The organism is Pantoea sp. QMID4 (genome assembly GCF_030270445.1).
In the GTDB taxonomy this organism is placed as follows: Bacteria; Pseudomonadota; Gammaproteobacteria; order Enterobacterales; family Enterobacteriaceae; genus Pantoea; species Pantoea vagans.
In genome coordinates this window covers 96,080-120,475 of record NZ_BSXL01000010.1, presented here as the reverse complement: position 1 = coordinate 120,475, position 24,396 = coordinate 96,080, and the positions used below count along the sequence as shown (strand labels likewise).

Below are 24,396 nucleotides of genomic sequence, written 5' to 3'. Positions count from 1 at the left end.
TTCCTGAGATAATTTCGTCACGCGGTTACCGGTGGCGGCGCAGCGTAATCCGCGTCAGTTCCGAGGGACGGCCCAGCCTGACCGCCATGCCTGGCCAGAGTGCCGTGCCGTTATTCACATAGAGCTGCATTCCGCCAACCTGATAAAGTCCGGACACAAACCCGGCGTTGGGTTTAGCAAAAAGCCGGTCCAGTCCGATAATCAGCCCGCCATGCGTATGCCCTGAAAGTTGCACATCCACGCCCTGCGCCGCGTTCTGGCGGGCATTGCGCGGCTGATGATCCAGCAGGATCACCGGTGCGTTTTCAGGTGCCTGCGCCAGTGCGCGGGCCAGGTCGGGGCCGGTTGCATTTCTGCCGGGTGCGGAGGCGTCTGGCAGACCGGCAATCACCAGCTTTGCCGCGCCGCGCTGGATGACGGTATGACTGTTGAGCAGTGGCTGCAGCCCCAGTGACGCCAGATGGGCCGTCCAGACTGCCTGATGGAAGAAATATTCGTGGTTACCGGTAATCGCCCATACGCCATCAGGGGCGTCCAGCCCGCGCAGCGGCGCGACGTCATGCCGCCTGTGTTCCAGGCTGCCATCGATCACATCGCCTGTTACCACAATCAGATCGGCATTGAGAGACATCGCTCGCTCAACCATCGCGGCGGTCCAGGCCGCATTGAACAACCGGGTGATATGCAGGTCGGTCAGCTGCAGCAACTGGTAGCCGTCGAACTCGGCGGGCAGGTTAGGCAACACCAGCGTCATCTCTTTGACCGGGGGCACCCGTATCGCCTGCTGTACACCAAAGGCAGCCAGCACCATCGCCAGCACCACAGCCAGATAGCGAATACCGGGCACCAGCTCCAGCGGATGCCGCAACAGCAGCGCGATCAGCAAAACCGCATCCATCAGCATCTGCAGCAGCGCCAGCAGCAGCACGGTGCTGTACGCCCAGTTAAACAGGATGATGATAATGCGGGGCATTTCGGCGGAGAAAATGCCGCCAGACGTAAAGCGGCTTACCAGCAGATATTGTGAGGCCACTAAAACCAGTACGGAGAGCAGGATCGTGATGGCCAGTGGCAGGGATATGGGAATGATGACGCGCGCAATAACATACCAGCTGGGTAAGCTGAAAATCAGGTGAAACATAGCAGTTTTCCGTTAGGGCGCTTAATATCCGCGCAGGCAAATAAGAGACGATCGTTTATAGCGCTGTTTTCAGCACATCAGTGTATACGATGCTGCCGTTCGGGTTACTTCGCGCGGTGTGCTTTACAGGGGATAAAAGAAGCTGAGGGTCGAAAAAAGCATGACAGCAGGCCACAAAAGCAAAAACAGCGTGACCGGAACACCGCGCACGCTGGCAATATTAACTGTCTTGCAGGTCAGACTAGCGAAGAATACCTGAGGTGGTGTGCATATCGTCGGTTACGCGCGTCATAGCGATCGGAATACTTTTATAGGCGGGAATGCCGCTTTTGGTATCGTGGCTGTCGAGCGGAACCATCACATTGGCCTCCGGGTAGTAAGCGCCAACTGAACCTGGTGCCATATCAATAATCACGATGGTCAGGTTTTTCATCTGACGCGAGGTGGGATTACCCTCCGGATCCAGCGCCATAAGATCGACACGGTCACCCACGCGCAGCTCTCGTTTCTCCGCCTCTTCCGCATTGATAAACAGCACATCGCGGCGGCCCGTCACGCCACGATAACGGTCGTTCAGTCCGTATAGCGTGGTGTTGTACTGATCGTGACTGCGCAGGGTGGTGAGCACCAGATCATGGCACTTCAGCGAGCGGGGATCTTCGTTAATGCCCGGCATCACTTTAAACTGCGCACGACCGGAAGGTGTGAGCCAGACGCGTTCTGATGCGGCGTTATGGAGCCGGAAACCTCCCGGATGCTCAATGCGCTCGTTGAAGTTTTCGAACGCCGGGAACACGGCTTCAATGGCATCACGGATGCGGCTGTAATCGGCGACCATGGCAGACCAGTCAACCACGCTGTCTTGCAGGGTTGCCATAGCGAGTGAGGCAACCAGCGCCGGTTCAGATTTCAGATGGGGTGAGGCCGGGTTCAGCGAACCGCGCGAGGCATGCACCATCGACATCGAATCTTCAACGGTCACGCTCTGTGCGCCGGTCGCCTGAACATCGGTCTCAGTTCGGCCCAGTACCGGCAGCAGATAGTTGTGCCTGCCAAGTAGCAGGTGTGAGCGATTCAGCTTGGTGGCCATATGCACTACCAGATCTAAATTACGCATGGCCGGGAACGTCACCTGGGGATCTGAAATCGCCTCTGCCAGGTTACCGCCCAGGCAGAGCAGCGCTTTGGCTTTGCCATCGCGCATCGCCTTAATCGCCTCGACAGCGCCGTGACCATGTTGCTGTGGCGGACGGAAACCAAATACGTTTTCAATGCTATCCAGCAGCGACTGCGGCGGGATCTCAGTGATGCCCACTGTGCGGTCACCCTGGACATTAGAGTGACCGCGTAACGGACAGATCCCCGCGCCCGGCTTACCGATATTGCCGCGCAGCAGCAGCAGGTTTGCGATTTGCTGGACGTTCTGCGTGCCGTACTGGTGCTGGGTAATTCCCATGCCATAACAGATGATGGTCCGTTCAGCGCTGGCGTAGAGCCGGGCGATATGCTGAATCTCCTCATGCGCCATGCCGGAGACTTTGAGGATATGCGCCCAGTCGGTGCTCTCCAGATCGGCTTTCAGGGCATCAAAGCCTTCGGTGTGCTCGGAAATAAACGCTTCATCAATGACGCCGGGTTTGCCTTTACTCAGCGCCTCCTCGTGCATGGTGAGCAGGATCTTCATCACGCCTTTGAACATCGCCGCGTCACCCCCCACCCGCACTTTGTAATAGGTCGAAGCCAGCTCAGTAGAGCTCATTGACAGCATCTCAATCGGACTCTGCGGCGAGGTAAAACGTTCCAGCCCGCGCTCACGCAGTGGGTTGATCGCCACAATGGTGGCCCCGCGCTTAGAAACTTCCCGCAGCGTGCCGAGCATGCGTGGATGGTTGGTACCTGGGTTATGACCGATGCAGAGCACCAGATCGCAGTGGTCAAAATCCTCCAGCTCTACCGTACCTTTGCCGACGCCAATTGACTCCGGCAGCCCGACGCTGGTCGGTTCATGGCACATGTTTGAGCAGTCGGGGAAATTGTTGGTGCCATATTCGCGGGCGAAGAGCTGCCACAGGAACGCCGCTTCATTGGAGGCTCGGCCCGACATATAGAACTCCACGCTATCGGGATCCTCATAGCTGCGCAGATGCTCACCAATCTCCCGGAACGCCGTCTCCCACTCAATGGGCTGATAGGTGTCAGTAGTGGGATCGTACTTCATGGGATGGGTCAGCCGTCCTTCGCCCTCCAGATGCAGTGCGCTACGTTCGCATAGCTCAGTAACGGTATGAGCAGCAAAAAATTCCGGCGTGGTGCGCTTGCTGGTGGCTTCCCACGATACCGCCTTCGCCCCATTTTCACAGAACTCAAAGGATGAGGCATGCTGCGGATCAGGCCAGGCACAGCCCGGACAGTCAAAGCCCTGTGGCTGATTAACTTTAAACAGGGCAATCACATCCTGCTTTACTGACATCTGGCCGCGGATAGCATCGGCAACCGCCTTTAGTGCGCCCCAGCCACCGGCAGCGCCACCATAAGGGGCGATGCCATTTGTGCGATTTTGCTCTTTCATAATGCTCCACATTGTCTCTATTGTTATTGGCTAAACCTGGTACATAAAAAGGAACAGCAACGTGGATTCTGGCTATTATTAAGCGAAATTTTTTCTCAAAATGTTTCGGTGGGGACCGTGCGCTCTGTTGTTCTTGTATGAGATAAGCGTGAGCATCGCGTGATAATAAACGAGGCGGCCGTGTGTGATCCCCTGGCGAATTTAACAGGAACACAAAGACTGTTATGACTGGCAATAAATTAATTGTGAGTAAACTTTTTGTTATAAAATAATAATGCGGTGGTGAATTTGTGATATTTAAATGGTTTGGTTCCTTACAGGTAATGTCATGCGGTTAATGTCTCCATCTGTACGCTAAATAATAAAGAATATTCACAACGACATTATTAGCATAACGGGAGCCGGGCAAATGTAACGGATCGTTATTACCGAACAAATTAATAACCCGTTCTGGTATTTAAAATATCGTACAGCAGATATCTTTTCACATCATGAAACAGCGCCATTGCCCGGCGCTGTTGGCAGATCAGGAGAGGTCAGTACGATCGCCTCGTGTTGTCGGATGAGAAATGACAATAAATTCTACTGGCGCATCGCTGTTATTTCTGGCCTGGTGTTTAGCGAGTGGCGGAATTTCGATTCCCTGTTGCGCACTGATATCATGCACTTCGTCCTCCATTTCCATCGACAGCACACCCTGAAGAACAAAGAAAAACTGCCGGGATGAAGCATGATAGTGTTTTTTCTCACGGGTGCCGGGCGGCATTTTTTCATGAATGACCAACATATCTTTGCGGTTCATCAGATACCAGCCATCGCACCCGTCCCCCCAGCTATAATGTTCAGCATTCTCTTTTGAAATCATCATTCTGCGCTCTGGTTATAATTGAAAAGTCTGAAGCCCGGACTAACTATACAAGGCCAGGTTAATGGCCCTCAATTTTTAGTGTCGGTAATAACCTTAATGGATTTTGACTGTGCTGATAACTTAATCGAGGATGACCCGCCAATGGCGTGTCGTGGATTGAGCGGCGCACGCCTGACAGACTGTAACGGAGGATGAGAAATGCAATGGCGCAATCAGGAGAGATTTAACGTTCGTCTTGAGTGGGGCGATGCTGCCGTCCGCTACGCGGCAAAAGACGTGGAATGCATCATCATTGTCGATGTGATGTCCTTCTCTACCTGCGTCAGCCTGGCGGTCGACAATGGCGCACAGGTTTATCCTTACCCATGGAAAGATGCATCTGCCATCAGTTTTGCAAACAACATAGACGCACGGCTCGCCAGCTACGACAGATTATCTGACGCAGGCGGTTTTAGTCTCTCTCCGGCTTCGATTCGGAAAATAGAACAGGGCGAGAAGCTGGTTCTCCCGTCTCCCAATGGATCAGCGATTTCATTTCTTGCCCGTGATGTGGCTGCGGGCGTCACTGTTTTCAGCGGCTGTTTAAGGAATCTCACGCAGACAGCAAAGGCCTGTCGCAACTTTGAGCGTATTCTGGTTGTTCCCTGTGGAGAGCGCTGGCCGGATGGCACGCTTCGCCCGGCCATAGAGGACTATGCTGCAGCCGGTGGCATTATTGCAGCAATCGGGCATGACCGTTGCTCCCCGGAAGCAGCAGGCGCAGTTGCCGCCTGGCAGCAGCTGAATCTGTTATCTCTTCGCGAATGCGCTTCAGCCCTGGAACTTCAACAGCGCGGATTTCAGGAGGATGTCGATCTCTGTCTGGATCTGGATAGCGCAACGCGGGCCTGCCAGCTGCAGAGTGATTTTTATGCGGCAGGTCAGGAACGGGGCTGAGCCTGTCAGCACGTTGTTGTCCTGACAGGCTCAAAATTCAGCGATTACTTCTTTTTATTCAGCATCGACTTCAAATCAGCAAATGGATTGTAAGTCGCCTCACCCACATCTTTTTGCGCATCTTCGCCTGCCACCACGCGGGTGCCATACTGGTCAGCCTCAGTGTACTTTGAGTGCTCGTGATCGTGACAATAGAGACACAACAACTCCCAGTTGCTGCCATCTTCCGGATTATTAGTGTGGTCGTGATCGATATGGTGAACCGTCAGCTCGCGCAGATTTGAATAAACAAATTCGCGTGAGCAGCGCCCACACACCCAGGGGTAAATTTTAAGTGCTTTCTCACGGTAGCCGCTCTCCAGCCGCGAGTAGTTTTTGGGGATCAGAGCCATGGCAGTTATTACCTGTTTTGCAGAGGTGTTCACGATAGTGCCGCCACTATATCCCACAACGTAACCAGAGGAGAAATCGTGCTGTTACGCGAGAAGAAAGGCTGACAGGCTTAAAGCGATAACCGGCAACTACCCACTACTGATAACTGATCCTGTTGCCCGCACTAGCCTTGAATATCACCAGCATAGCGTCAGAGACATGAATATTTACCGCTTTGCTTAAAATTCCACGCTAAATGTAGTGCCGCACGCCATCAACAGCCCAGAAATTCGCGTTGGCCCCCAGATAAATCCAGCATCCCCAGCAGGTAATAGGTTCACGGCGGGTGCGGAGTCTGGGCAGGAAGATCAGTAAATAGTGAGCAGAGGCGATAAGCGAAAGAAAGTACAAAAATTTCATTGTTCTCTGCTGATTAATATCTTTTATTTCAGAATAGTCAGGGATGACCATTTTGCTCAGTGCATCATCAGACTTGTTCCACACCAATGTTTTTGGCAACTACGCCAGAAGTGACCCGGTCTGGCTGCTACAAAACGAACTGGCGGCACAGCGTCGCGATCAGCCCGGTTCAGGAAAAGATAACGTCAGGATGTTTAACCAGATGTTAAAACCTATATCAACGGCTTTAACTTCAGCGGTGCGGCGCAGAATGCCGGTATGGCGTTATCAAGCTTAAAAATCGGGACCAGCGACCCGGCAGTGAGAACTCTGCTGAAGCCATTGCCGGACGCGCCACCTATGCGCTTGTGTCGATTCGGGATGCACAGATCTTTGCGCTGACGTCGCCGTCGCCGTCGGTGCCGGGGCTGGGGAAGAATAATGGCTTCACATATGAGCTGCTGGCCAGTGGTGGCAGCAGCTGGGCAGCCTGCGCGATCAGCTGTGAAAGAACGCTGCGCAAAGCCCGGATCTGATCGATGTGCGGGCGAATATCCTGCTTCAGACCCCGCAGCTGCAGATTGATATTGATACCCGCAAAGCGGTGGCGCTGTGACTCCAGCTGGATGATGTGATCGACACGCTAACCAGCGTCCGGGGCGGAGCCTACATCAATGACTTTATCGATCGTGGCCGGGTGAAACGCGTTTGTCTGCAAGACGATGGTCAGTATCGCTCCGCGCCATCGGATCTGGATAAGTGGTACATCCGTAACAGTGAAGGAACCATGACGCCTTTCTCAGCGTTTGCCTCGACCCGCCGGACCATAGGGCCGGAAAGTCTTAACCGCTACAACGGTTCTGCCTCCTATGAAATCCAAGGACAAAACGCCGAAGGCTTCAGTTCCGGTTATGCCATGAACACCATTGAACGGCTGGCGATTGAACTACCGGCCGGCACGACGGGTGCGTGGAGCGGACTTTCACTGCAGGAGAAGCAGGCGCGCGGGCAGTCGACCACGCTTTATGCGATCTCGATTCTGGTGGTTTTCCTTTGCCTGGCTGCGCTGTATGAGAGCTGATCGGTGCCGTTTTCCGTGCTGTTAGCGGTGCCACCCGGTGTACTGGGTACGGTGCTGGCCGTGGCGCTGCGCGGATTAAGCAACGATATCGACTTCCAGGTGGCGTTACTGAACACGGTCAGGCTGACGTCCAGAAACGCGATACTGATTATCGAATTTGCCAAGGATGCGGCGCGTAGGGGCAATTCGCTGAGTGCTGCGGCGTTGCTGGCGGCGCGAACCTGTCTGTGACCGATTATTATGACCTCACTGGCCTTTATCGCCGGGGTGATCCCGCAGGCGGTGGCGACCGGTGCCGGTGCTAACAGCCGCATCACTATCGGCACCGGTATCATTGGCGACACGCTGGCGGGTACCGTGCTGGCTCTGTTCTTCGTTCCGCTGTTCCACTAACTGCCCCGGCATCGTGACGGAAAATAACGCTTTCAGCTCGTCTGTCTGACAGGACAGGCAGGCTGAAATTACGGCTCCTGTGACTGAAAATAAAGCGTGCCGTCAGACCTGCTATCCGGGTTGCGAATACCAGAGACGTGAAATAGCTAAAAGTATTTTATGACAGAGAGATGAGAGACGAACATCGTCGTGGATTCACTCGGGAGAAATGCCACTCCATGGCGTAAAACGTCCTAAAGCGCTTTATTCAGAATTACTTAGAAGTACGTCGACTAATCTTGCCTCCTTTCCGACCGGCTTCCCTGGCTTTTTCATGATCATTTTTGAAATTGCCCCCACTGACCTTGCCTCCTGCACTGCCAGCTTCACTCGCACGTTCCGGATCGTTGGCAAAATTACCGGCACCACCTCTGTATTTCTGTTGTGTCATAGGAAGACCTCATATCAATGTTCCGTTAGATAAAAAGGACTAGCTAGTCACACCAGGAAGCATAGCCGCCCGCTTCGTTTATGCAAATACTCGTCATAAAGGCATTGATAAAAAAGAGATTAAATTTCTGCTGCCTGTTCGCGACAGCCGGTCAAAGACCGATGAACTGCGCTTAAAGGCCTGACGAAAAAGGAGAATGCTATGAGCGACGCGACGTTAATAGACACGCTTGAGTTTGGTTCTGACGAGCATAAGCAGAAATATGAAATCTACGGCGATGATGCACAAACGCCCACTTTTGCTGTGATCTCCCGGCAGCAGGGCGATAGCTGGCAGAAACTGCAGGAGAAAATCAGCTTCGCCGCGCAGGATGAACAGCAGGAAGCGACGGGATCAATGGCCTACGGTTCCGGTGATACGCTGCCTGATTTACGTGATTTGCCTGCTGAAGCACGGGAGCGCTGCGAGTGGCACTGGCAGCAGAGTGGCCGGAAGACGTGGTGTATAACGCCGCTCAAACTTTTTAGCGGTAAAATCGCCTGTTTAAGAGAGACGCCATCAAGCGGCAGAATAACCCTTTCAGCGGTCTCTTTTACCGACAGCTACCACGAAAAGGCCTGGTTCGTTAAAGATCATCCAGTGTGACCCGTACAGGCTCAGGGTTCATCAGGCGTTCTTTAACGATGTCTGCTAAGTCGTATTTTCGTCACTGAGTCACGTCTGCTTAAAAGCAAGACGTTCATTATCTGCGATATATTCAGGCATGAGGCGCAGTCAATCAGAAGGTGTTACACCCATTTTTCGAGCGCAGCATAGGATCGTGTTTTCAGGTCATCATCGATTCGAATGTTAATTGTGCCCACAGCGAGTGCCCTTTGCTTTTACATTTGATATTACAATTTTCGCGTTGGTGAGTCGGTATCGCAAACAGTAAGAACCTCTCACCAATTGAGCTTTACATCTGCCCGCCAGACTCCTGTCCCGGCTTATTTTATGCCACTAAAATGTAACAACTTCATTCATTAAACCAACCGCAGCAATCGCTAAAGGTTTTCCCGCTGATGGCGATAACCCAATGGCGTTGAGCGCGCCAGTTAATGATGAACCCGGCACTCAGCGACGAGTTCTGAACGCGAACGGACCTGCATTTAGCCCTCCTTCTACACACCAGAAAGCGCGAATTTAAGCGTGAATTACTCATATAAAAGTGAAAATAATAATATGTCGATCATTAAGACGATCAAAAGACACCTGCCTGTTGCCCGTCTCAGGCGTAGCAGCAAGCCAGCGAATGGCACCTGGGATTGTCGTGCGTTGCCAGATTCACTCTCCTCCATTGGTTTAAGCTCGCGCGCGGGTGGCATTCTGATGACATTTGTTCCGCCTGAAGCCGATTTTAAGCGGGTCAGCAAGGCCTGGCAGCGCTTTAACACCCCCGATCTGACGGTACTGACGCTTTCCTCCAACGGCGCGCTGAGCAGCAGCCGATCGCAAAGCACCTACTGTGATAGCAATGGCCCGGAAGGAAGCTATCTCTGGCTGCCCGACACGCTGATCGCCAGCCATGAGACACACATTGTCGATCTGCATGTTGCCGATACGCAGACCGCCAGTCAGCGTATCAACGCCATCCAGCAGGAGCTGATGCGGTTGCAGGTGCGGATGTCGCTGTCGGCCGATCGGACTTTCGCCCTGATATACTGCGACGGCCTGTCGGCGTCAGAAGGTTTTCTGATGCAGGCCTGGTATAACAGCGGGCGCTTCCCCTGCCTGGCGATTGGCGGTTCAGCCGGTGGCAAAATTACCTTTGATGGCACCTGGATTGGGGCGGGTGGCAGAGTGCTGCAGGGCAAGGCAGTTATCGTGTTCTGCCAGATGCCAGCAGGAAAATCCTTTGCACCGTTTAAAAGCCAGAACTTCACGCCACGCGAGCAGAGCTGGCTGATTGCTGAAGCCGATCCGATTGCGCGTACGGTGACATCCGTGTTTAACCGCCAGGGGCAGCAGCAGCCGTTTGTGGCGTCGTTGTGTGAGCATCTTAACTGCACTGAGGCGCAACTGACTGAACGCCTGAAGGGGCTGACCTTTGGTGTTAAAGTCGGCGGCGAATACTTTATTCGCTCGATCGCCAAAATTGAAGCGGGTGGCGTGCAGTTTTTCTGTGACCTTGAGTTTGGCGATCGGCTTTTCCTGATGGAAGAAAAAGACTTTAAACAGGCGACACAGCAGGAGTGGCAGGCTTTTACCGCCCGGCATGGCAAACCTGCGGCGATTCTGATGAACGACTGTATCCTGCGTCGCGTCGGTAATGCTGACAAACTGCATAATGCCCATTTCTTCAAAGGGATTGCCGCCGCCGGTTTTTCCAGCTTTGGTGAAATCCTGGGCGTGCCTATTAACCAGACGCTTTCTGCGCTGGTATTTTTCAATCATGACGTTAAAGCGATGAGCCAGTTCCCGGTGGAGTATGCCGGTTATGCGGCCCACTACGCGCAACGGGCATTACGCCGCTGGGAGGCGCTGAACACGATTCAGACGCGGGTGCTTGATCGGGTTATCAACTATCAGCAGGCGCTGACGCCGCTGATGGAGGCGTTACCGGTACTCGAAACGGCGACGCACAGCCAGGGCGAAACGCTGAGCCTTGCAGAAAGCAGTATCCGTAACATCAGTAACATCGCTACTGAGAGTCAGCAGGCGCAGGGACGGCTGGATGAAGGGCTGGACGATCTGGAAAAAATCTCGAATGGCATTAATGAGATCACACATGGCATCAGCAATATTGCTTTCCAGACCAACATTCTGGCGCTGAATGCCGCCGTCGAAGCAGCACGCGCAGGCGAGGCTGGCCGCGGGTTTGCCGTGGTAGCAGGCGAAGTTCGTCGTCTGGCACATTCGTCGAAAGAGCAGGCTGAAGCAACGGCGAGTAACATTGGCGAGGCGGTCACCACCATCTCACGGATCCGGCTGGTGGCCAGTGACTCGGCGCAGACGGCTGCACAGATGGCGGAGAGCAGTATCAGCGCGGCCGATAAGCTGGCGGCCATGAATCAGCAGACCCGACATGAGCGCGCCGACATTGCTAAGCATCTCGGCAGCCTGCGTGAACTGACGCAGGGAATGGATGCGATGCAGGAAGCGGTCGCGCAGCTCAAAGTGTTACAAACGCTTTCCGGAGCGCAGGTTAAAGGCTGATTTATCAACATAAAAGACAAAAAAGTGCGGTGTAAGCGTAACGGCCGGGCAAGGCAGGCTTCCAGTTGTTACACTTGTCGGTGATTAACCACGCAGAGGTACTAATGAAAATCAAAAGTTATGCAGCCATGCAGGCTGGCCAGGCCCTTGAACTCTATGAGTACGATGCCGCCGAACTGGCAGCCGAAGAAGTCGAAGTCCAGGTCGAATATTGTGGCGTCTGCCACTCAGATCTGTCGATGATCGATAACGAGTGGGGCATCTCTCAGTTCCCGGTGATTGCAGGACATGAAGTGATTGGCCGCGTTTCAGCCCTTGGCGAAGCGGCTAAAAGCAAAGGTCTCTCAATCGGCCAGCGTGTAGGAATCGGCTGGACAGCCAAAAGCTGTCAGCACTGTGATGCCTGTATCAACGGCGAGCAGGTTAACTGTCAGCAGGGCAGCATCCCGACCATCATGAATAAGGGTGGTTTTGCCGAGAAGCTGCGCGCCGACTGGCAATGGGTTATCCCGCTGCCGGAAAAACTGGATGTGGCCAGCGCCGGTCCGCTGCTGTGCGGCGGTATTACCGTATTTAAACCGCTGCTGATGAGCAACATCACTGCGACCAGCCGTGTTGGCGTGATCGGTATCGGCGGTCTGGGCCATATCGCGATCAAACTCCTGCACGCGATGGGTGCCGAAGTCGTGGCCTTCAGCTCAACGCCGGATAAGAAGCAGTCGATTCTGGATATGGGTGCGGATGAAGTGGTTAACAGCCGTGATCCTGAGGCTCTCAGGAAGCAGGCGGGTCGTTTTGATCTGATCCTGAGCACCGTGGCAGTCGACCTGGACTGGAAACCCTATTTCGCCGCGCTGGCACCTCAGGGGAAATTCCACACCGTGGGTGCCGTGATGAAGCCGATTGAAGTCAGCGCGTTTGATCTGATCCTGGGCGACAAAGCGGTAACCGGTTCATCAACCGGATCACCAGGCCAGCTGCGCTCGCTGCTGCGGCTCGCTTCGCGTGCAGATATTGCGCCCCAGGTTGAGTTCTTCCCGATGTCAGACATCAATAAAGCGCTGGATCACGTCCGCGCCGGTAAAGCCAATTACCGTGTGGTTCTGAAAGCCGATTTCTGATGCGAACCTGAAATGAACATGCCGCAGCCTGCTGCGGCATTTTTTTGTCCTCATGTTGTCAGCCCTGATCCTGAAAATTCGTTTCACACTCGGGTCATGTCCTTTCTTCCATCACGCTCAGATTCCAGTCAGCGATACATTCAAAAGTGGCCCGAATCCATCGATCACTGTCCTGTGAGCCTGGCTGATGTCAAAGAGACCCTTTGCGGAGCACAAAATGAAGCTGACTCAGATTCGTAATGCCACACTGCTGCTGGAGTATGCTGGCAACACATTCCTGATCGATCCGATGCTGGCAGACAAAGACGCGTGGCCTGGCTTTGCCGGTAATGCCCGTCCCCATCTGCGCAATCCCATGGCTGAACTGCCTCTCCCGATTGAGGCACTGCTGGCGGTAGACGCAGTGATTGTGACCCATACACATATGGACCACTGGGACGAGGCCACGAAGCCGCTCATACCAAAGACGATGATGATCTATAACCAGAATGAAGGTGATGCAGTGCTGATTCGTTCGCAGGGTTTTGCACACGTCCGGGTACTGCAGGATGAAAATCCGTTTGTTGACGGCCTGACGATCTATAAAACGGAGGGTCAGCACCGCAGCAATGCATTGTATGCCGACAAAGTCATGGGCGATATTCTGGGCGATACCTGTGGTCTGGTGTTTATCCATCTGTCAGAAAAAACGCTCTACATTGCCGGGGATACCGTCTGGGTTAAGCCTTATGTCAGAACGCTGCAACGTTTTCAGCCGCAGGTAGTGGTAATCAATGCCGGCAATGCGACTAACGATCTCTATGGCCCCATCATTATGGGAGAGGAGGATACACTGCGCACCCTCCATATTCTGCCTGAAGCGACCCTGGTGACTTCGCATATGGAAGTGATTAACCATTGTCTGCTGGCACGCGCTGAACTGCGTGCTTACACCCTGGAACAGGGTATTGCTGACCGGGTACTGATCCCGGAAGATGGTGAAGTAATGACGTTCTGAGCATCGTCGTCCTGAACCGGCACCGTTACGCGGAGAGGGCTCAATCATGCGTTTCACAAAAAGGGGATAAGACGGCTGCTCTGAACGTCGCGGTGCTGGTAACGGCCGGTTTTAGTCCGTTTCATTTTTCTGTCCCCTGCATTCTGTTCGGCTCAGCACTCCTGCAGCAGGATCTTTTTCATATTGATATCTGTGCAGAAAAACCAGGTCCGGTGATCTCAGAGATGGGACTGTCAATCATGGTGTCAAACGGGCTCAGCCTGCTCGATCAGGCAGATATCATTATTGTGTCCTGGTGGCATAATCCGGCTTAAAAACCGTCGCAGGCGCAGTTTATTGAGCGGCCGGTTCCGGAAACGACCCGTGACGGCAGGATCAATGCGCTGCTGGCATCCCTGCGAGAGAATCTCCATCAGCCGCAGGCCCCCGACACCCTGTTACAGGCGCATGGTACGAGCAGGCGAACGCTGACGCGCCATTTTCACAAGGCGACGGGCAGTCACTGGGTGAGTGGCTGACGGCTGAGCGTCTGCAGCATAGCCAGCGGTTACCCGAAACCACCGGTATCAGCATTGAAAGCGTGGCAGCAAGGGCAGGTTTTGATTCGCCCGTTTCATTCCGGCAGTGTTTCAAATCCCGGTTAGGCGTTACTCCCAGCGAGTGGCGACGGACGTTTCGCGGTCCACAACCGGAGATGAACAATGCGATAGTGACGGAAGATAATGTGCGATGCGGCGGGATGACTGCCGGCATTACGGGGATTTCCAGGCCGGCATAGTGCCTCGCAATAGCGGTCACCAGGCCGGCAGGAATTCTTGCAACTAAAGCAGGAAATCATCCAGCGACTGGCCATTTTCAATCGCCGCCTTAATGACAGAGGGAGTACGGCCCTGACCCGTCCAGTCACGAACCTGATCGTTTTCATCGGTGTAACGATATTTCGCCGGACGTTTCGCGCGTTTCTTTTTCCCGGATACCGCGAGAGCATCGCTATTCACCAGTTCTGCCGGATTGATCCCTTCTTCCATCAACAGCTCATGATAAAAAGCCAGTTTCTCTGCTTTTTCACGGGCTTCTGCCGCTCGTGCGTTTTCCTCATCACGACGCTCATTTACCACGGCCTCTAATTTCTGGCGCAACTCTTCGAGCATATCCAGAGCCATATTGCGTGCCTCTGCACGAAGCGTGCGGATATTATTCAGGCTGCTCAGGTTCTTAGTCATAAAATTCCTCAAATACTCAAGTTAATCAATAAAGTGCAAATTATTCAGCCAGTAAGAGTAACATTTAGCTGTCAGAGAGTTGAAGCTTAAAAGTGGGTTAATTCGCCATAAAACTGTATTATGGACACTGTTTGAGCCATTCAAGCAAAAGATTTAAGCGGATTCTGCTGGTTTAATACGGATTGTCATTATTGAAGCGGGATGTCGGGATTTGCATTCTTGCTTTTGACTAACTGTACTTAAATCAGTCAACAGGATTTATGAAGGACAGGCATGACGTTTCGCCTTAAAAATGATGGTTCTGCGCCAGAAATTTCGCCGCTGCTGAGAAGCATTATGCTCTCCGGCGTATTGCTGACCGTGACGGTAATTGGATTGAATCTGAGGACGCCGCGGGAAGGCTGGAATGAAACCGTCCGTAAAGCTGAGGATAAGGCCGTGAATCTCTCGCTGTCGCAGGCGCGGCAGGCTGACGATACGTTTCTGCAAACTGAACTTTCATTGCGCGAAGTGTAACGCGAGCTTGAAAAACTGCTCGCCACCACCGGTGCAGAAGGTAGGGCGCTGAGTCAGACAATGCATCTGTTGCAGAGATGTCTGCCGCAATTTCACGGTCTGTTGTGAATAGATAAAACAGCTGAGCTAAGTGAATGAAACTTTTTTATCTGCAACGATATTGCGCAGATCATTTCGGTTATTACATTCAGGTTAGTGTCTGTGCATGATCGTGTATGAAGTGGATAAGCAGCGTGTGTACAGGCAGGGGAAGTATGAGGTTGGTGTTTTCCGTCTGTTGCTGGTAAAGAACCACCTGAGCAACGCCAGGCGGTTATCATCCAGGTATCCTGAATTAGATCAGAAAATCGTCCAGCGATTTACCTGCATCGATGGCTGATTTAATCGCCGAAGGGGTTCGGCCCTGACCCGTCCATTGCTTAACGTCACCATTCTCGTCGGTATACTGATATTTAGCCGGACGAGGCGCACGTTTTTTCTTCTCAGCGGGCGCAGTCGGCATACCATTTAACAGTTCGTTAGGATCTATACCTTCCTGCAACAGTAATTCACGGTATTTTGCCAGTTTCTCAGCTTTTTCACGATTAGCCGCTTCAGAAGCCTGAACTTCTTCACGTCGCTCACTGACCACAACCGACAGTTTTTCCAGCATTTCTTCCAGGGCAGCAAGGTCAAGCTCACGAGCATTTGCGCGGAGGGTACGGATATTATTCAAGCTGTTGAGAGTGTCACTCATCAAAGTCACCATAGTCATGTTCAGATAATAAAAATACAGAGCGGGTTCACGCTGATGCTTTTCGTCGGACCTGCTTTTTTTTAAATGCTTGCCTTCGTAGAATCATAATACAGAACCGATAGTTCAACCTTAACATATTAATCTGTCTCAGAGAGAGTTAAAACTCTATTCAACGCATACTCGTTAAACAAAAGTAAATTTAAGCCATTTTTTTACCCGCTTCACTCAAAATGGCTAAAACTTGTCTCAGCAGAGAAGCACGATAATTTAGCGTGGCTATGGATTAATCGTGCTGATTTTTCTGCTGTGTCACCGGAGTCGCTTCGCTCACCTGAGCACAAAGATAATTTTTGCGGCAAAGCCCACACGCATCTACCACACAGGGCAATGATGTTGTGCACAATTACACTGTAAAGATCGCGCAATGAGTTATTAAACCAATTTACTTACTGAAAGCTGGTTCGGAATTATAGTGGTAAGTTATTGATAATAATTTAATTTCTCTGAAGTGGTCTCTGTTTTCAGGAACGTAATATAACGCATAACGGCGCTGCAAAATTGTCTGCCGGTTGGTTTAAATAAGCGTGGAATGTGCAGTACACTCACACAGCTGGATACGGGTTAAGCAGAAGCATCGCCTGCCTGCTGCCATTAAAATGATTATCTACGGTAATAATTACCTTTTGTTCAATCAGTGTCTTTAGCTAATAAGCCCATGACATGCTGTGGATTCAAGCCTGGATGCCATTTGTCTCAAGGATTATTGCTTAAGGCGCATTAAACCCAGCGTTTAGTTGCACAATATCGGCCAGCTTGATAAGGGGTTTGACAACCTCTTCTCATTTCAAGTCCATCGCGTAACGTATAGATGAACAGAGTAATGAATAACCGGCCTGTCAAGTGCGGGTATGAACGGCGCTGGACTGTTGACTGGTGTAATTAACCCTGTGGATTCTTACTTATGCAGGGCTCATTCTCAGGTTTCAGAGAGCAACGCAAGTTTAAATAGTTGCAAATGATAAATTCGCACTATAAATCCATTCGGGGGGCAGGCAAGGACAGGCATCGGAATTACCTGATCTGAACACTGTACAAGTAGTTATCGCAAAAATGGGCAGGAATTACCGCAGGCTAAGCTACACTTAACAACAGATGCGTTAACGTCAGCGCGATGATTACCTATGCAGAGGTCTGAAGTGTTTAAAGGTAATAAAAAGTCATTACCGGTTCGTTACTGTAAAACCTGTAACAAACCGATGTCATGGCGTAAAAAGTGGGAGAAGTGCTGGAATGAGGTTTTGTATTGCTCAGAGCGTTGCCGGCGTCAGCGTTCTGCGCGGCATAAAGATGATGCAGTAATAAATGCTGATCGGAACCCGTAAAACTCACAGGAAAAGTCCAGGTTTTGACCTGGCCTTATAGAGGCTATTGCTGAACCTCAATCTGTTACCAGCCTTTTTTAAACATGCAATTTTTTATCAGTATCTCGCGCTGACTTTCATAGACGTCACGGGTTGAGTAGTCGGTATCGGTCGTTTTATATTTACTGTCTTTCGAGGTGTATTTACCGCTGACGATATTATCAGGCGGTAAATACCGTATCGCCTGAGCCTGACAGGCTGTTTCCGATGTGGTTTCCTGCTGCTCAGATGCATATGGTTTAATCCATTTTTATTGCACGCATCCGGTCAGACAAAGAGTGAACAACATCAGCATTAGATGTTTCATCATCCGTTTCTCTGCAATACCCGCCAGCGTTTAAGCAGGCTGTTCAGTAAGTAAGCCAGTCTGATTATCTGAATGGGCTTGCTCACCGGCAAAAAAGAAATTTTTATCTGACAATGGTCCCGGTACCGAAACGAAACTGAATGTGGTGGTTGTCCGTAATTCTGAGGCTCTCAAAGAAGCTGAATTGTTGGATGCGCAGCGTGCCCGTGGTCAAGTCTTGATTCCGTTTGACGGTATCCTATACACAGCTAAAGACAGTTATCTGGTGAAAGGGATGACGGCGGCTTAAGGCAGTCCGGCGTTTAAAAATCTGGTAGCGCAGTATGATGCAGTCGCCGTCGAGCAATTACATAAGGCGGGCGCAATCTGCCTGGGTAAAACCAACATGCTACCTATGGCAAATGGGGTTATGCAGCGTGGCCACTACGAACGTGCTGAAAGTCCCTGTAATGGCCCACCTTATTATCAGGTGGCTTTTTCATTTAAGCAGATAGCAGTTGCTGGATGTTAATTACGGTTCAGGCAGGCTAAAAGCGTTTAATTAAGCGGGAATCAGGTTTACGAAGATCGATTTTTACGCCTGTTTTATTTCCATTTGTTGGCAGCCTCATGCCGGAAGTGTGGTGTTACAGCCTTTGCAATCATGCAACAAAGTAAAATAGCCACCAATTTAGTTACAACACACTAACGACTAAATCGCATTGCTCTCAATGTCTTTGAGAGGGTGCCCGTTTTTGGTTAAAGATAAATCTAGCCGTTCTGAAAGTCCGAGTGCTCATTGGCAAGCCGCCCCAGCCGGCCCGAAGGGTCGGAAAGGTTTTACTCAGTGAAATTGAATGATGTAACTAAATAGTCAATTTACCTGTTCTCTCACAGTATAAAAACATCAGGTTTAGCCACTCACCAGAGGAAAGAACAGCTTTTCAGCAAAGTCTACCGAGTACCCGGAGCGGACATTGTGAATCCAGGTCTACAACATTCCATAGTTTTCCGATATTAAGGACATGACAATGTTTTCGAATCCGAAGGTAATACACACTGTTCCGGAGAGTTTAACGGAATAGCATTGAAACTGACGATTAAAAGGTTTCCGAAGCGAAGCGGTTTCAGAAATCTGTCCTTTTGTGGCTACGGTTGGAAAATACCGTTTTACCCGCATTAAATTATCAAATATGAAATGCCATCAAGACACCCTAGTTGAACCACTTCACTTTTTCGCCGGCACCGTTAAGCGTCCAGCTGGCTTCACCAATAGATAAATTATTCCAGCTCTCATTCTCTATAGCGCCGGCAGAACTTTTTGCGTTAATGTCTTTAGCTGCCCGGTCATAATTATAAAAATCCGGAGAGTTCAGGCCAGCATCATTCTACATTTACAGAAGATCTGAGTAACCAGGATCAGCACCGCTAACAGTTTTCAGTTCTGCTGCATTTAATAGACGCATTTCAGATCCTTTTATACGTTAAGTGATAGGAGTCAATCTGCGGTAAGTCTGACAATATTGTCTATAGACAGAGTAACGAGGGATTGTTGTTATCATATGATTGCAAAAAACGATATCTCTCCAGAAAAAATGAATGTTTTCTTTTGCATTCAAATCACCACTTTTCATTTTTTCATGATTTTTACTGTCATGCCTCGCACTGAGCATCCTGTAAATGATGCGCAGCAAGACTGAATGCACTAAAGGCTATCAGGCAGCAGCTTTCACAAACATCGAGCCCGGACATCCCCTCTGCTGACCAGCACGCTTTTAGTCCGGGCTCATATCGAAGGAACACACCGGCAGGCAAGGCGTCAGATGGCGAAAGTATTGCCCTCACCCGGTCACAAGACGGAGACGGACCTCTGAACTTTCTCCGCTAATCCGCGAGTTAACGGCCTGTTGAGCTGTTGTTGACAATAGCAGCGGTTTTCCCCTGCCTGAGCGATCCCAGATCAAAAACCGAAACGCTTATCATTTATAAAATCATAGCTTCTTTAGCAGAGGCAGAGCGTCGTATGGCAATTAACATGGGTAGCACTTACCGGATTCTTGGTTATCAGCCATCGGTAAATTCCGCCTGGCGGCAGAAACTACTGACAATGGGCATGCTGCCTGGGGCAGTAGTGGAGGTTATTCGCGTGGCACCTATGGGCGATCCGGTTCAGATTCGTACCCGCCGTGTCAGCCTGGCGGTGCGGCGGCGTGATCTGGCCGACATTATTCTGGAGGAGATCGTCTGATGAAAAAGATCACCATCGGGTTGATAGGCAATCCCAATACCGGCAAAACCACGCTGTTTAATCAGCTGACCGGTGCCCGCCAGCGGGTCGGTAACTGGGCTGGCGTCACGGTTGAACGTAAAGAGGGTCAGTTCTTTACTGCGCAGTCTGACGTCCGGCTCATCGACCTGCCTGGCACTCGCTCTCTGACTACGCTATCCGCTGAAAGCTCAATTGATGAGAGTATCGCCTGTCAGTATCTCTATCAGGATCACGCCGATGTGGTAATTAACGTCGTCGATGCCTCCAGTCTGGAAAGTAACCTGTTCCTGACCTTTCAGCTGCTTGAGCTCGGCGTACCCTGCATTATCGCCCTGAACATGCAGGATATTGCCGCAAGTCAGAACATCACTATTGATGCCGCAGCGCTGTCAGCACGCCTGGGATGTCCGGTAGTTTCACTGACCTCAACCAAAGGCGACGGTATCGCTCAGCTAAAATCACTGATTGACCAGCCGCATATTTATCGCGCTCCCGAAAGGGTGCATTATCCGGCTGCGATTGAAACTGCGATTGAGCAACTCAGCCTGCAGATGTCTGCGACGCTGGCTGCGCAGAAAAGATACTGGCTGGCATTGCAGTTGCTTGAAGGCGATATCAACAGCCAGAAACTTTGCCCGGAACTGCTTCCACACCTGCCTGAGATTTTGCAGCAGGCGGGTGGCGATACGGGCGTACAGATTGCCGATTATCGCTATCGTGCCATTAACGCGGTCTGTGCAGCCGTCAGTAACATTCATCAGGCGATCCCGGCTAGTCTTACCCGCCAGATTGATAACATTGTGCTGGACCGCTGGCTGGGCATTCCGATATTCCTGGCAGTAATGTATGTAATGTTTGTGCTCTCAATTAACATTGGAGCCGCACTTCAGCCGCTGTTCGACGGCAGTTCGGTGGCGATATTCATTCATGGCGCACAATGGGTGGGATATGTCTGTCACTTCCCGGCCTGGCTGACAGTTTTTCTGGCGCAGGGTCTCGGCGCCGGAATCAATACCGTGCTGCCCATCATCCCACAGATTGGCCTGATGTTCCTGTTCCTCTCTTTCCTGGAGGATTCAGGCTATATGGCACGCGCCGCCTTTGTGATGGATCGGCTGATGCAGTCGCTGGGCCTGCCGGGAAAATCTTTTGTGCCGCTGATTGTCGGCTTTGGTTGTAATGTGCCGGCCGTGATGGGTACAAGGACGCTGGACACGCCGCGTGAGCGTCTGCTCACAGTTCTGATTGCGCCTTTTATGTCCTGTGGCGCGCGGCTGGCAATTTTTGCGGTGTTCGCCGCGGCATTCTTCAATGCTCACAATTCCAGCCTGGTATTCTCTCTCTATCTGCTGGGCATTATCGTGGCGATTGCGACCGGACTGGTGCTTAAACATACCCTGCTGGGTGGCGAAGCTTCGCCGTTTATCATGGAGTTGCCGGTCTATCACCGGCCTCATCTTAAAAGCCTGCTGCTGCAGACCTGGCAACGGCTGAAAATGTTTGTGGTGCGTGCCGGTCAGGTCATTATCCTGGTGAGCATGCTGATTGGTGTGCTGAGCAGCTTTTCCTTCAAAGGCCAGCTGGTTGATGACATAAACCACTCTGCCCTGGCGGCGGCCAGTAAAGCCATCACGCCTGTGCTTCTGCCAATCGGGGTGACGCAGGATAACTGGCAGGCAACAGTGGGGCTGGTAAGCGGTATTATGGCAAAAGAGGTCGTAGTCGGTACGCTTAACAGCCTCTATACCACGGAGGCGATTCAGAGCAGTGTGTTTGATCCGCAGGCTTTTAACCTGGCGGATGAATTAAAAGAGGCGCTAACAGAGACCAGGGCGGGCCTGACGGCTGCATTCAGAATTGATGCGCTGGCCCATCCCATCGATGCCAGCAAAGGCGATGGTGAGATGGCATCCGGTTCGATGGGCGTGATGTCAGCCAAATTTGGCAGCGGCTTTGCCGCTTACAGCTACTTAATCTTTGTCCTGCTCTACGTTCCCTGCGTCTCAGTCATGGGTGCGATCGCGCGTGAGGCCGGGAAAAAATGGATGATGTTCTCATTCTTCTGGGGGCTTAACATCGCCTATACCGTGGCGACACTCTTTTATCAGACCGTCACGTTTAACGAGCATCCTGCATTCAGTGCAGTCTGCCTGATAAGCGTTCTGTTGCTGAATGGAATCATCCTGCTGACACTGCGTAAAGCGGGAAATAGGGTGCAGGCAATACCGGTTATGCTCACAGAGGAAAATAGGGGTTGTCGCGGTTGCCACGGAAGCTGTGATAAACAGAAAGGCTACGCACAGTAAAGATAAGCACCAATGCTATCCGCTGCGATGCTGATTTATCAGCGCCGCAGCGGATAGTCACGCGATCGTCCTGTTGCTGACAGTGATCGATCAGAAACATCAGTGAATGGCGTTGGTTAACATCGCCTGGCATACTGCACGTTTCGGCCATTCCTTTTAAACTGGCAGCTGCTGTCTCAGAGACAGATTCGCAGCAGGTGGTCTGGCAGCACGAAGAAAGCAATGAAATCAGCCGCATGAACCCGACACAGACTTACAACAGTGATAAACCGTACCGGCTTACACACAGGCTGTCCACTTTTTCTGTGGATAACTCTGGCCTGAAAACCGATCAAATTCGCGCTTTATGAAGCCGTCAGCCGGGAATGTCAGGTTCCGCATATTGTTCCATAAACTCCACCATAGCGCCCTTATGCGCATCCACATGACGGATATAACGCATCAGTGTCTCCGGTTTTTTCCAGGTGCCTTCCTGCATGATGCGGGCGACAGGATAGCCTTTATCTGCCATATCCTGAGCAGCCCCCACCCTGGCACTGTGGCCACTCCAGCCGGTATAGCGATTCTTGTTAGCCTTTATTGCGCTGCCTTTTCCAGCCGTTCGCCAGGCACGATTAAAAATTTGTTCCAGTGCCCGGGTACTCATCGGTTTTTCTGTAATCAGTACCCGACCTGAGCGGTGTACTGCATTGAACAGCCAGGCATCAGGCTGACTGGAAAGGCCGGACGCCTCGATCCACTCTTCAAGTCGTCGGGTTGAATGCGCGCTGAGCGCCTTAATCAATCCGCCGGTCTGCACAATCGTTTTTGTCCACGCTACATCCAGAATGATACGACCATCACCGGCACGCATCACATCACGCACCCGTAATCGTGACAGTTCACTGATACGAAGTAGTGTTGCATAGGCGACATGCAAAAAAGCCAGATCACGAAGCGCCTGGAGATTACCAGAACCTGACCACTGTTTATCCAGCGCCATCAGGTCTGTCAGCCTGAAGGGCACGGCCTGGCCAGCACGCTCGCCATTCACAACGGCAACCCGGTTAATCTTCTTCATGGTACGGAAAACCAGCGGAGAAATATTAGGCACAGGCAATCCGGCGTTACGGTGTAACATCGAAATCAACGCGGCATGGGACGTGACAGTCGGAGAAGCCCGTCCGCTTTCAGCCAGAAAAAAGAGATAGTCGCGCAAATCCCCTGCGCTCATCGGCAGAAAAGTACGCTGGTTATCTTCTGACCACTGATTGCAGATTCGCATGACGCTAAGCAGCTGTCGCCAGGTATTGGGGGAAAAGGCCTCTTTGTCCTGGACGAACTGCCTGAGCCGTTCGGTGATATCACTGTTCCGGTTCACCGTCAAACGGGTTAACGGCACTATCTCACTCATCTTTGCTCGCTTATTAATCAGAAAACACGATGATCGCGCTACGTGAATTCTGAGAATCCAGCAGGGGGATTATCGGTCAGAATTTACGTAGCGTTGCGATTTTGTCGCCTCATCTTTGCTGCCCATTATCATAACCCGCCAACTTACCTGTGTCATGACTTCGTATAAGAACAATTATACGAAGTTAAAAACTCATAGCCATTCTTCAGGATCTTTGCCGATCGGTACGTTGCAGAATCGGGTGGGGCAGTGAGTCATCCTGACCACGCATTTACCGGTTGCGATAGTTTAAGGGCTCAGGCTATGCAGAGTATAAGATTTGAACCAGATGTCTGAATAAACCTTCTCACTTTCAGTTTAAAAAAATGACTCACTTAAATAATGGCAATAGTGAATTAAATTGATAAGACGCTTATTAATCGCTCATGAATGATTGAATATGAAGCTGGCTTTAAAAATAAATCAGAAAATTACCTAATTAACATTCACGACCGGCTACGAATAAAAATTATTTACTTTAGCTTTAAAGTTGACCAGGTTTCCGCCTATTTTTATCGCCCTGCCAGAAAACCGCTCATTCCCACTATCAGGATAGTGTTCCGAGTATAAATATCAGAACAAAAAACTCAATATCAATGCGTTAAAGATTCAAATATCATCCAGCAATTACAAACAGGCATCCAGCGCTCCTGAATATGAGAAGCAATGACACCCTTTTCTCCTTTTTTGATCAAAACGAGACGG

At 51.4% G+C, this 24,396-nt stretch carries 17 protein-coding genes and 5 pseudogenes; 12 read left to right on the top strand and 10 right to left on the bottom strand.

Annotated elements, in window-relative coordinates; all coding sequences use genetic code 11:
• Positions 1–25 precede the first annotated feature (25 nt).
• From QSK07_RS20610 to QSK07_RS20600, 3 genes are all read right to left on the bottom strand, one after another.
• On the bottom strand, positions 26–1,141 hold the full coding sequence (locus tag QSK07_RS20610; RefSeq protein WP_285722655.1) for a metallophosphoesterase: 1,116 nt from the start codon (positions 1,139–1,141) through the stop codon (positions 26–28).
• A gap of 241 nt (positions 1,142–1,382) precedes the next feature.
• Positions 1,383–3,710, bottom strand: coding sequence for an FdhF/YdeP family oxidoreductase (locus QSK07_RS20605; RefSeq protein WP_285722657.1), 2,328 nt, complete (start codon positions 3,708–3,710; stop codon positions 1,383–1,385).
• A gap of 526 nt (positions 3,711–4,236) precedes the next feature.
• Entirely contained in the window at positions 4,237–4,575 is a 339-nt protein-coding gene (locus tag QSK07_RS20600; RefSeq protein ID WP_285722806.1) for a cupin domain-containing protein, read from the bottom strand.
• Positions 4,576–4,776: 201 nt separating this feature from the next.
• Here QSK07_RS20600 and QSK07_RS20595 point away from each other — a divergent pair, with 201 nt between their 5' ends.
• On the top strand, positions 4,777–5,514 hold the full coding sequence (locus QSK07_RS20595) for a 2-phosphosulfolactate phosphatase (protein ID WP_285722659.1): 738 nt from the start codon (positions 4,777–4,779) through the stop codon (positions 5,512–5,514).
• Between the two features lie 44 nt (positions 5,515–5,558).
• Here the strand turns inward: QSK07_RS20595 and yajD are convergent, their stop codons facing one another.
• Positions 5,559–5,906 carry an HNH nuclease YajD gene (gene yajD / locus QSK07_RS20590; RefSeq protein WP_013356513.1) on the bottom strand — a complete coding sequence of 116 codons (348 nt, stop codon included), beginning with the start codon at positions 5,904–5,906 and terminating at the stop codon, positions 5,559–5,561.
• Between the two features lie 601 nt (positions 5,907–6,507).
• On the opposite strand from yajD, the pseudogene QSK07_RS20585 reads away from it, so the two are divergent.
• A pseudogene (locus QSK07_RS20585) lies at positions 6,508–7,759 on the top strand (efflux RND transporter permease subunit); the annotation flags it as partial.
• Positions 7,760–8,012: 253 nt separating this feature from the next.
• Here QSK07_RS20585 and QSK07_RS20580 read toward each other — a convergent pair.
• A complete protein-coding gene (locus tag QSK07_RS20580; protein WP_098049795.1) occupies positions 8,013–8,189 on the bottom strand; it encodes a con-10 family general stress protein in 177 nt (58 codons plus the stop codon).
• 201 nt (positions 8,190–8,390) lie between these two features.
• On the opposite strand from QSK07_RS20580, the pseudogene QSK07_RS20575 reads away from it, so the two are divergent.
• A pseudogene (locus QSK07_RS20575) lies at positions 8,391–8,681 on the top strand (hypothetical protein); the annotation flags it as partial.
• A gap of 133 nt (positions 8,682–8,814) precedes the next feature.
• Here QSK07_RS20575 and QSK07_RS20570 read toward each other — a convergent pair.
• Positions 8,815–9,052, bottom strand: a pseudogene (locus QSK07_RS20570) (type II toxin-antitoxin system RelB/DinJ family antitoxin).
• Between the two features lie 358 nt (positions 9,053–9,410).
• Here QSK07_RS20570 and QSK07_RS20565 point away from each other — a divergent pair.
• The 4 genes and pseudogenes from QSK07_RS20565 (at position 9,411) to QSK07_RS20550 (ending at position 14,280) form a co-directional block, all read left to right on the top strand.
• On the top strand, positions 9,411–11,384 hold the full coding sequence (locus QSK07_RS20565; protein WP_285722664.1) for a methyl-accepting chemotaxis protein: 1,974 nt from the start codon (positions 9,411–9,413) through the stop codon (positions 11,382–11,384).
• A 104-nt stretch (positions 11,385–11,488) separates the two neighbouring features.
• Entirely contained in the window at positions 11,489–12,505 is a 1,017-nt protein-coding gene (gene ahr, locus QSK07_RS20560; protein ID WP_285722666.1) for an NADPH-dependent aldehyde reductase Ahr, read from the top strand.
• A gap of 217 nt (positions 12,506–12,722) precedes the next feature.
• A complete protein-coding gene (locus tag QSK07_RS20555) occupies positions 12,723–13,502 on the top strand; it encodes an MBL fold metallo-hydrolase (RefSeq protein ID WP_285722668.1) in 780 nt (259 codons plus the stop codon).
• An 80-nt stretch (positions 13,503–13,582) separates the two neighbouring features.
• Positions 13,583–14,280, top strand: a pseudogene (locus QSK07_RS20550) (GlxA family transcriptional regulator).
• Positions 14,281–14,323: 43 nt separating this feature from the next.
• Here QSK07_RS20550 and QSK07_RS20545 read toward each other — a convergent pair.
• Positions 14,324–14,725 (bottom strand): H-NS family histone-like protein, encoded by a 402-nt coding sequence (locus QSK07_RS20545; RefSeq protein WP_285722670.1) that lies wholly within the window; start codon positions 14,723–14,725, stop codon positions 14,324–14,326.
• Between the two features lie 273 nt (positions 14,726–14,998).
• On the opposite strand from QSK07_RS20545, the gene QSK07_RS20540 reads away from it, so the two are divergent.
• Positions 14,999–15,241, top strand: coding sequence for a hypothetical protein (locus QSK07_RS20540; RefSeq protein WP_352230974.1), 243 nt, complete (start codon positions 14,999–15,001; stop codon positions 15,239–15,241).
• 334 nt (positions 15,242–15,575) lie between these two features.
• On the opposite strand, the gene QSK07_RS20535 is transcribed toward QSK07_RS20540, so the two are convergent.
• A complete protein-coding gene (locus tag QSK07_RS20535; RefSeq protein ID WP_285722808.1) occupies positions 15,576–15,977 on the bottom strand; it encodes an H-NS family histone-like protein in 402 nt (133 codons plus the stop codon).
• Between the two features lie 1,181 nt (positions 15,978–17,158).
• Here QSK07_RS20535 and QSK07_RS20530 point away from each other — a divergent pair.
• Positions 17,159–17,359 (top strand): DUF2256 domain-containing protein, encoded by a 201-nt coding sequence (locus QSK07_RS20530; protein WP_285722672.1) that lies wholly within the window; start codon positions 17,159–17,161, stop codon positions 17,357–17,359.
• A 64-nt stretch (positions 17,360–17,423) separates the two neighbouring features.
• Here the strand turns inward: QSK07_RS20530 and QSK07_RS22970 are convergent, their stop codons facing one another.
• Positions 17,424–17,642 (bottom strand): hypothetical protein, encoded by a 219-nt coding sequence (locus QSK07_RS22970; protein ID WP_285722810.1) that lies wholly within the window; start codon positions 17,640–17,642, stop codon positions 17,424–17,426.
• Between the two features lie 364 nt (positions 17,643–18,006).
• Here QSK07_RS22970 and QSK07_RS22890 point away from each other — a divergent pair.
• The 3 genes and pseudogenes from QSK07_RS22890 to feoB form a co-directional block, all read left to right on the top strand.
• Positions 18,007–18,216 (top strand): annotated as a pseudogene (locus QSK07_RS22890) (amidase family protein); the annotation flags it as partial.
• 1,491 nt (positions 18,217–19,707) lie between these two features.
• Positions 19,708–19,932 carry a FeoA domain-containing protein gene (locus QSK07_RS20520; RefSeq protein WP_285722674.1) on the top strand — a complete coding sequence of 75 codons (225 nt, stop codon included), beginning with the start codon at positions 19,708–19,710 and terminating at the stop codon, positions 19,930–19,932.
• Positions 19,932–22,259, top strand: a complete 2,328-nt coding sequence (gene feoB, locus QSK07_RS20515) for a Fe(2+) transporter permease subunit FeoB (RefSeq protein ID WP_285722676.1) — start codon at positions 19,932–19,934, stop codon at positions 22,257–22,259. The genes QSK07_RS20520 and feoB overlap by 1 nt, the downstream gene beginning before the upstream one ends.
• Positions 22,260–22,614: 355 nt before the next feature.
• On the opposite strand, the gene QSK07_RS20510 is transcribed toward feoB, so the two are convergent.
• Entirely contained in the window at positions 22,615–23,652 is a 1,038-nt protein-coding gene (locus tag QSK07_RS20510; RefSeq protein WP_285722678.1) for a tyrosine-type recombinase/integrase, read from the bottom strand.
• Positions 23,653–24,396 lie beyond the last annotated feature (744 nt).

What these genes read in the sequence shown, in the direction of transcription:
- QSK07_RS20610 (WP_285722655.1), bottom strand. Translation starts at nt 1,141, where the DNA reads ATGTTTCACCTGATTTTCAGCTTACCCAGCTGGTATGTTATTGCGCGC.
- QSK07_RS20605 (WP_285722657.1), bottom strand. Translation starts at nt 3,710, where the DNA reads ATGAAAGAGCAAAATCGCACAAATGGCATCGCCCCTTATGGTGGCGCT.
- QSK07_RS20600 (WP_285722806.1), bottom strand. Translation starts at nt 4,575, where the DNA reads ATGATTTCAAAAGAGAATGCTGAACATTATAGCTGGGGGGACGGGTGC.
- QSK07_RS20595 (WP_285722659.1), top strand. Translation starts at nt 4,777, where the DNA reads ATGCAATGGCGCAATCAGGAGAGATTTAACGTTCGTCTTGAGTGGGGC.
- yajD (WP_013356513.1), bottom strand. Translation starts at nt 5,906, where the DNA reads ATGGCTCTGATCCCCAAAAACTACTCGCGGCTGGAGAGCGGCTACCGT.
- QSK07_RS20580 (WP_098049795.1), bottom strand. Translation starts at nt 8,189, where the DNA reads ATGACACAACAGAAATACAGAGGTGGTGCCGGTAATTTTGCCAACGAT.
- QSK07_RS20565 (WP_285722664.1), top strand. Translation starts at nt 9,411, where the DNA reads ATGTCGATCATTAAGACGATCAAAAGACACCTGCCTGTTGCCCGTCTC.
- ahr (WP_285722666.1), top strand. Translation starts at nt 11,489, where the DNA reads ATGAAAATCAAAAGTTATGCAGCCATGCAGGCTGGCCAGGCCCTTGAA.
- QSK07_RS20555 (WP_285722668.1), top strand. Translation starts at nt 12,723, where the DNA reads ATGAAGCTGACTCAGATTCGTAATGCCACACTGCTGCTGGAGTATGCT.
- QSK07_RS20545 (WP_285722670.1), bottom strand. Translation starts at nt 14,725, where the DNA reads ATGACTAAGAACCTGAGCAGCCTGAATAATATCCGCACGCTTCGTGCA.
- QSK07_RS20540 (WP_352230974.1), top strand. Translation starts at nt 14,999, where the DNA reads ATGACGTTTCGCCTTAAAAATGATGGTTCTGCGCCAGAAATTTCGCCG.
- QSK07_RS20535 (WP_285722808.1), bottom strand. Translation starts at nt 15,977, where the DNA reads ATGAGTGACACTCTCAACAGCTTGAATAATATCCGTACCCTCCGCGCA.
- QSK07_RS20530 (WP_285722672.1), top strand. Translation starts at nt 17,159, where the DNA reads ATGCAGAGGTCTGAAGTGTTTAAAGGTAATAAAAAGTCATTACCGGTT.
- QSK07_RS20520 (WP_285722674.1), top strand. Translation starts at nt 19,708, where the DNA reads ATGGCAATTAACATGGGTAGCACTTACCGGATTCTTGGTTATCAGCCA.
- feoB (WP_285722676.1), top strand. Translation starts at nt 19,932, where the DNA reads ATGAAAAAGATCACCATCGGGTTGATAGGCAATCCCAATACCGGCAAA.
- QSK07_RS20510 (WP_285722678.1), bottom strand. Translation starts at nt 23,652, where the DNA reads ATGAGTGAGATAGTGCCGTTAACCCGTTTGACGGTGAACCGGAACAGT.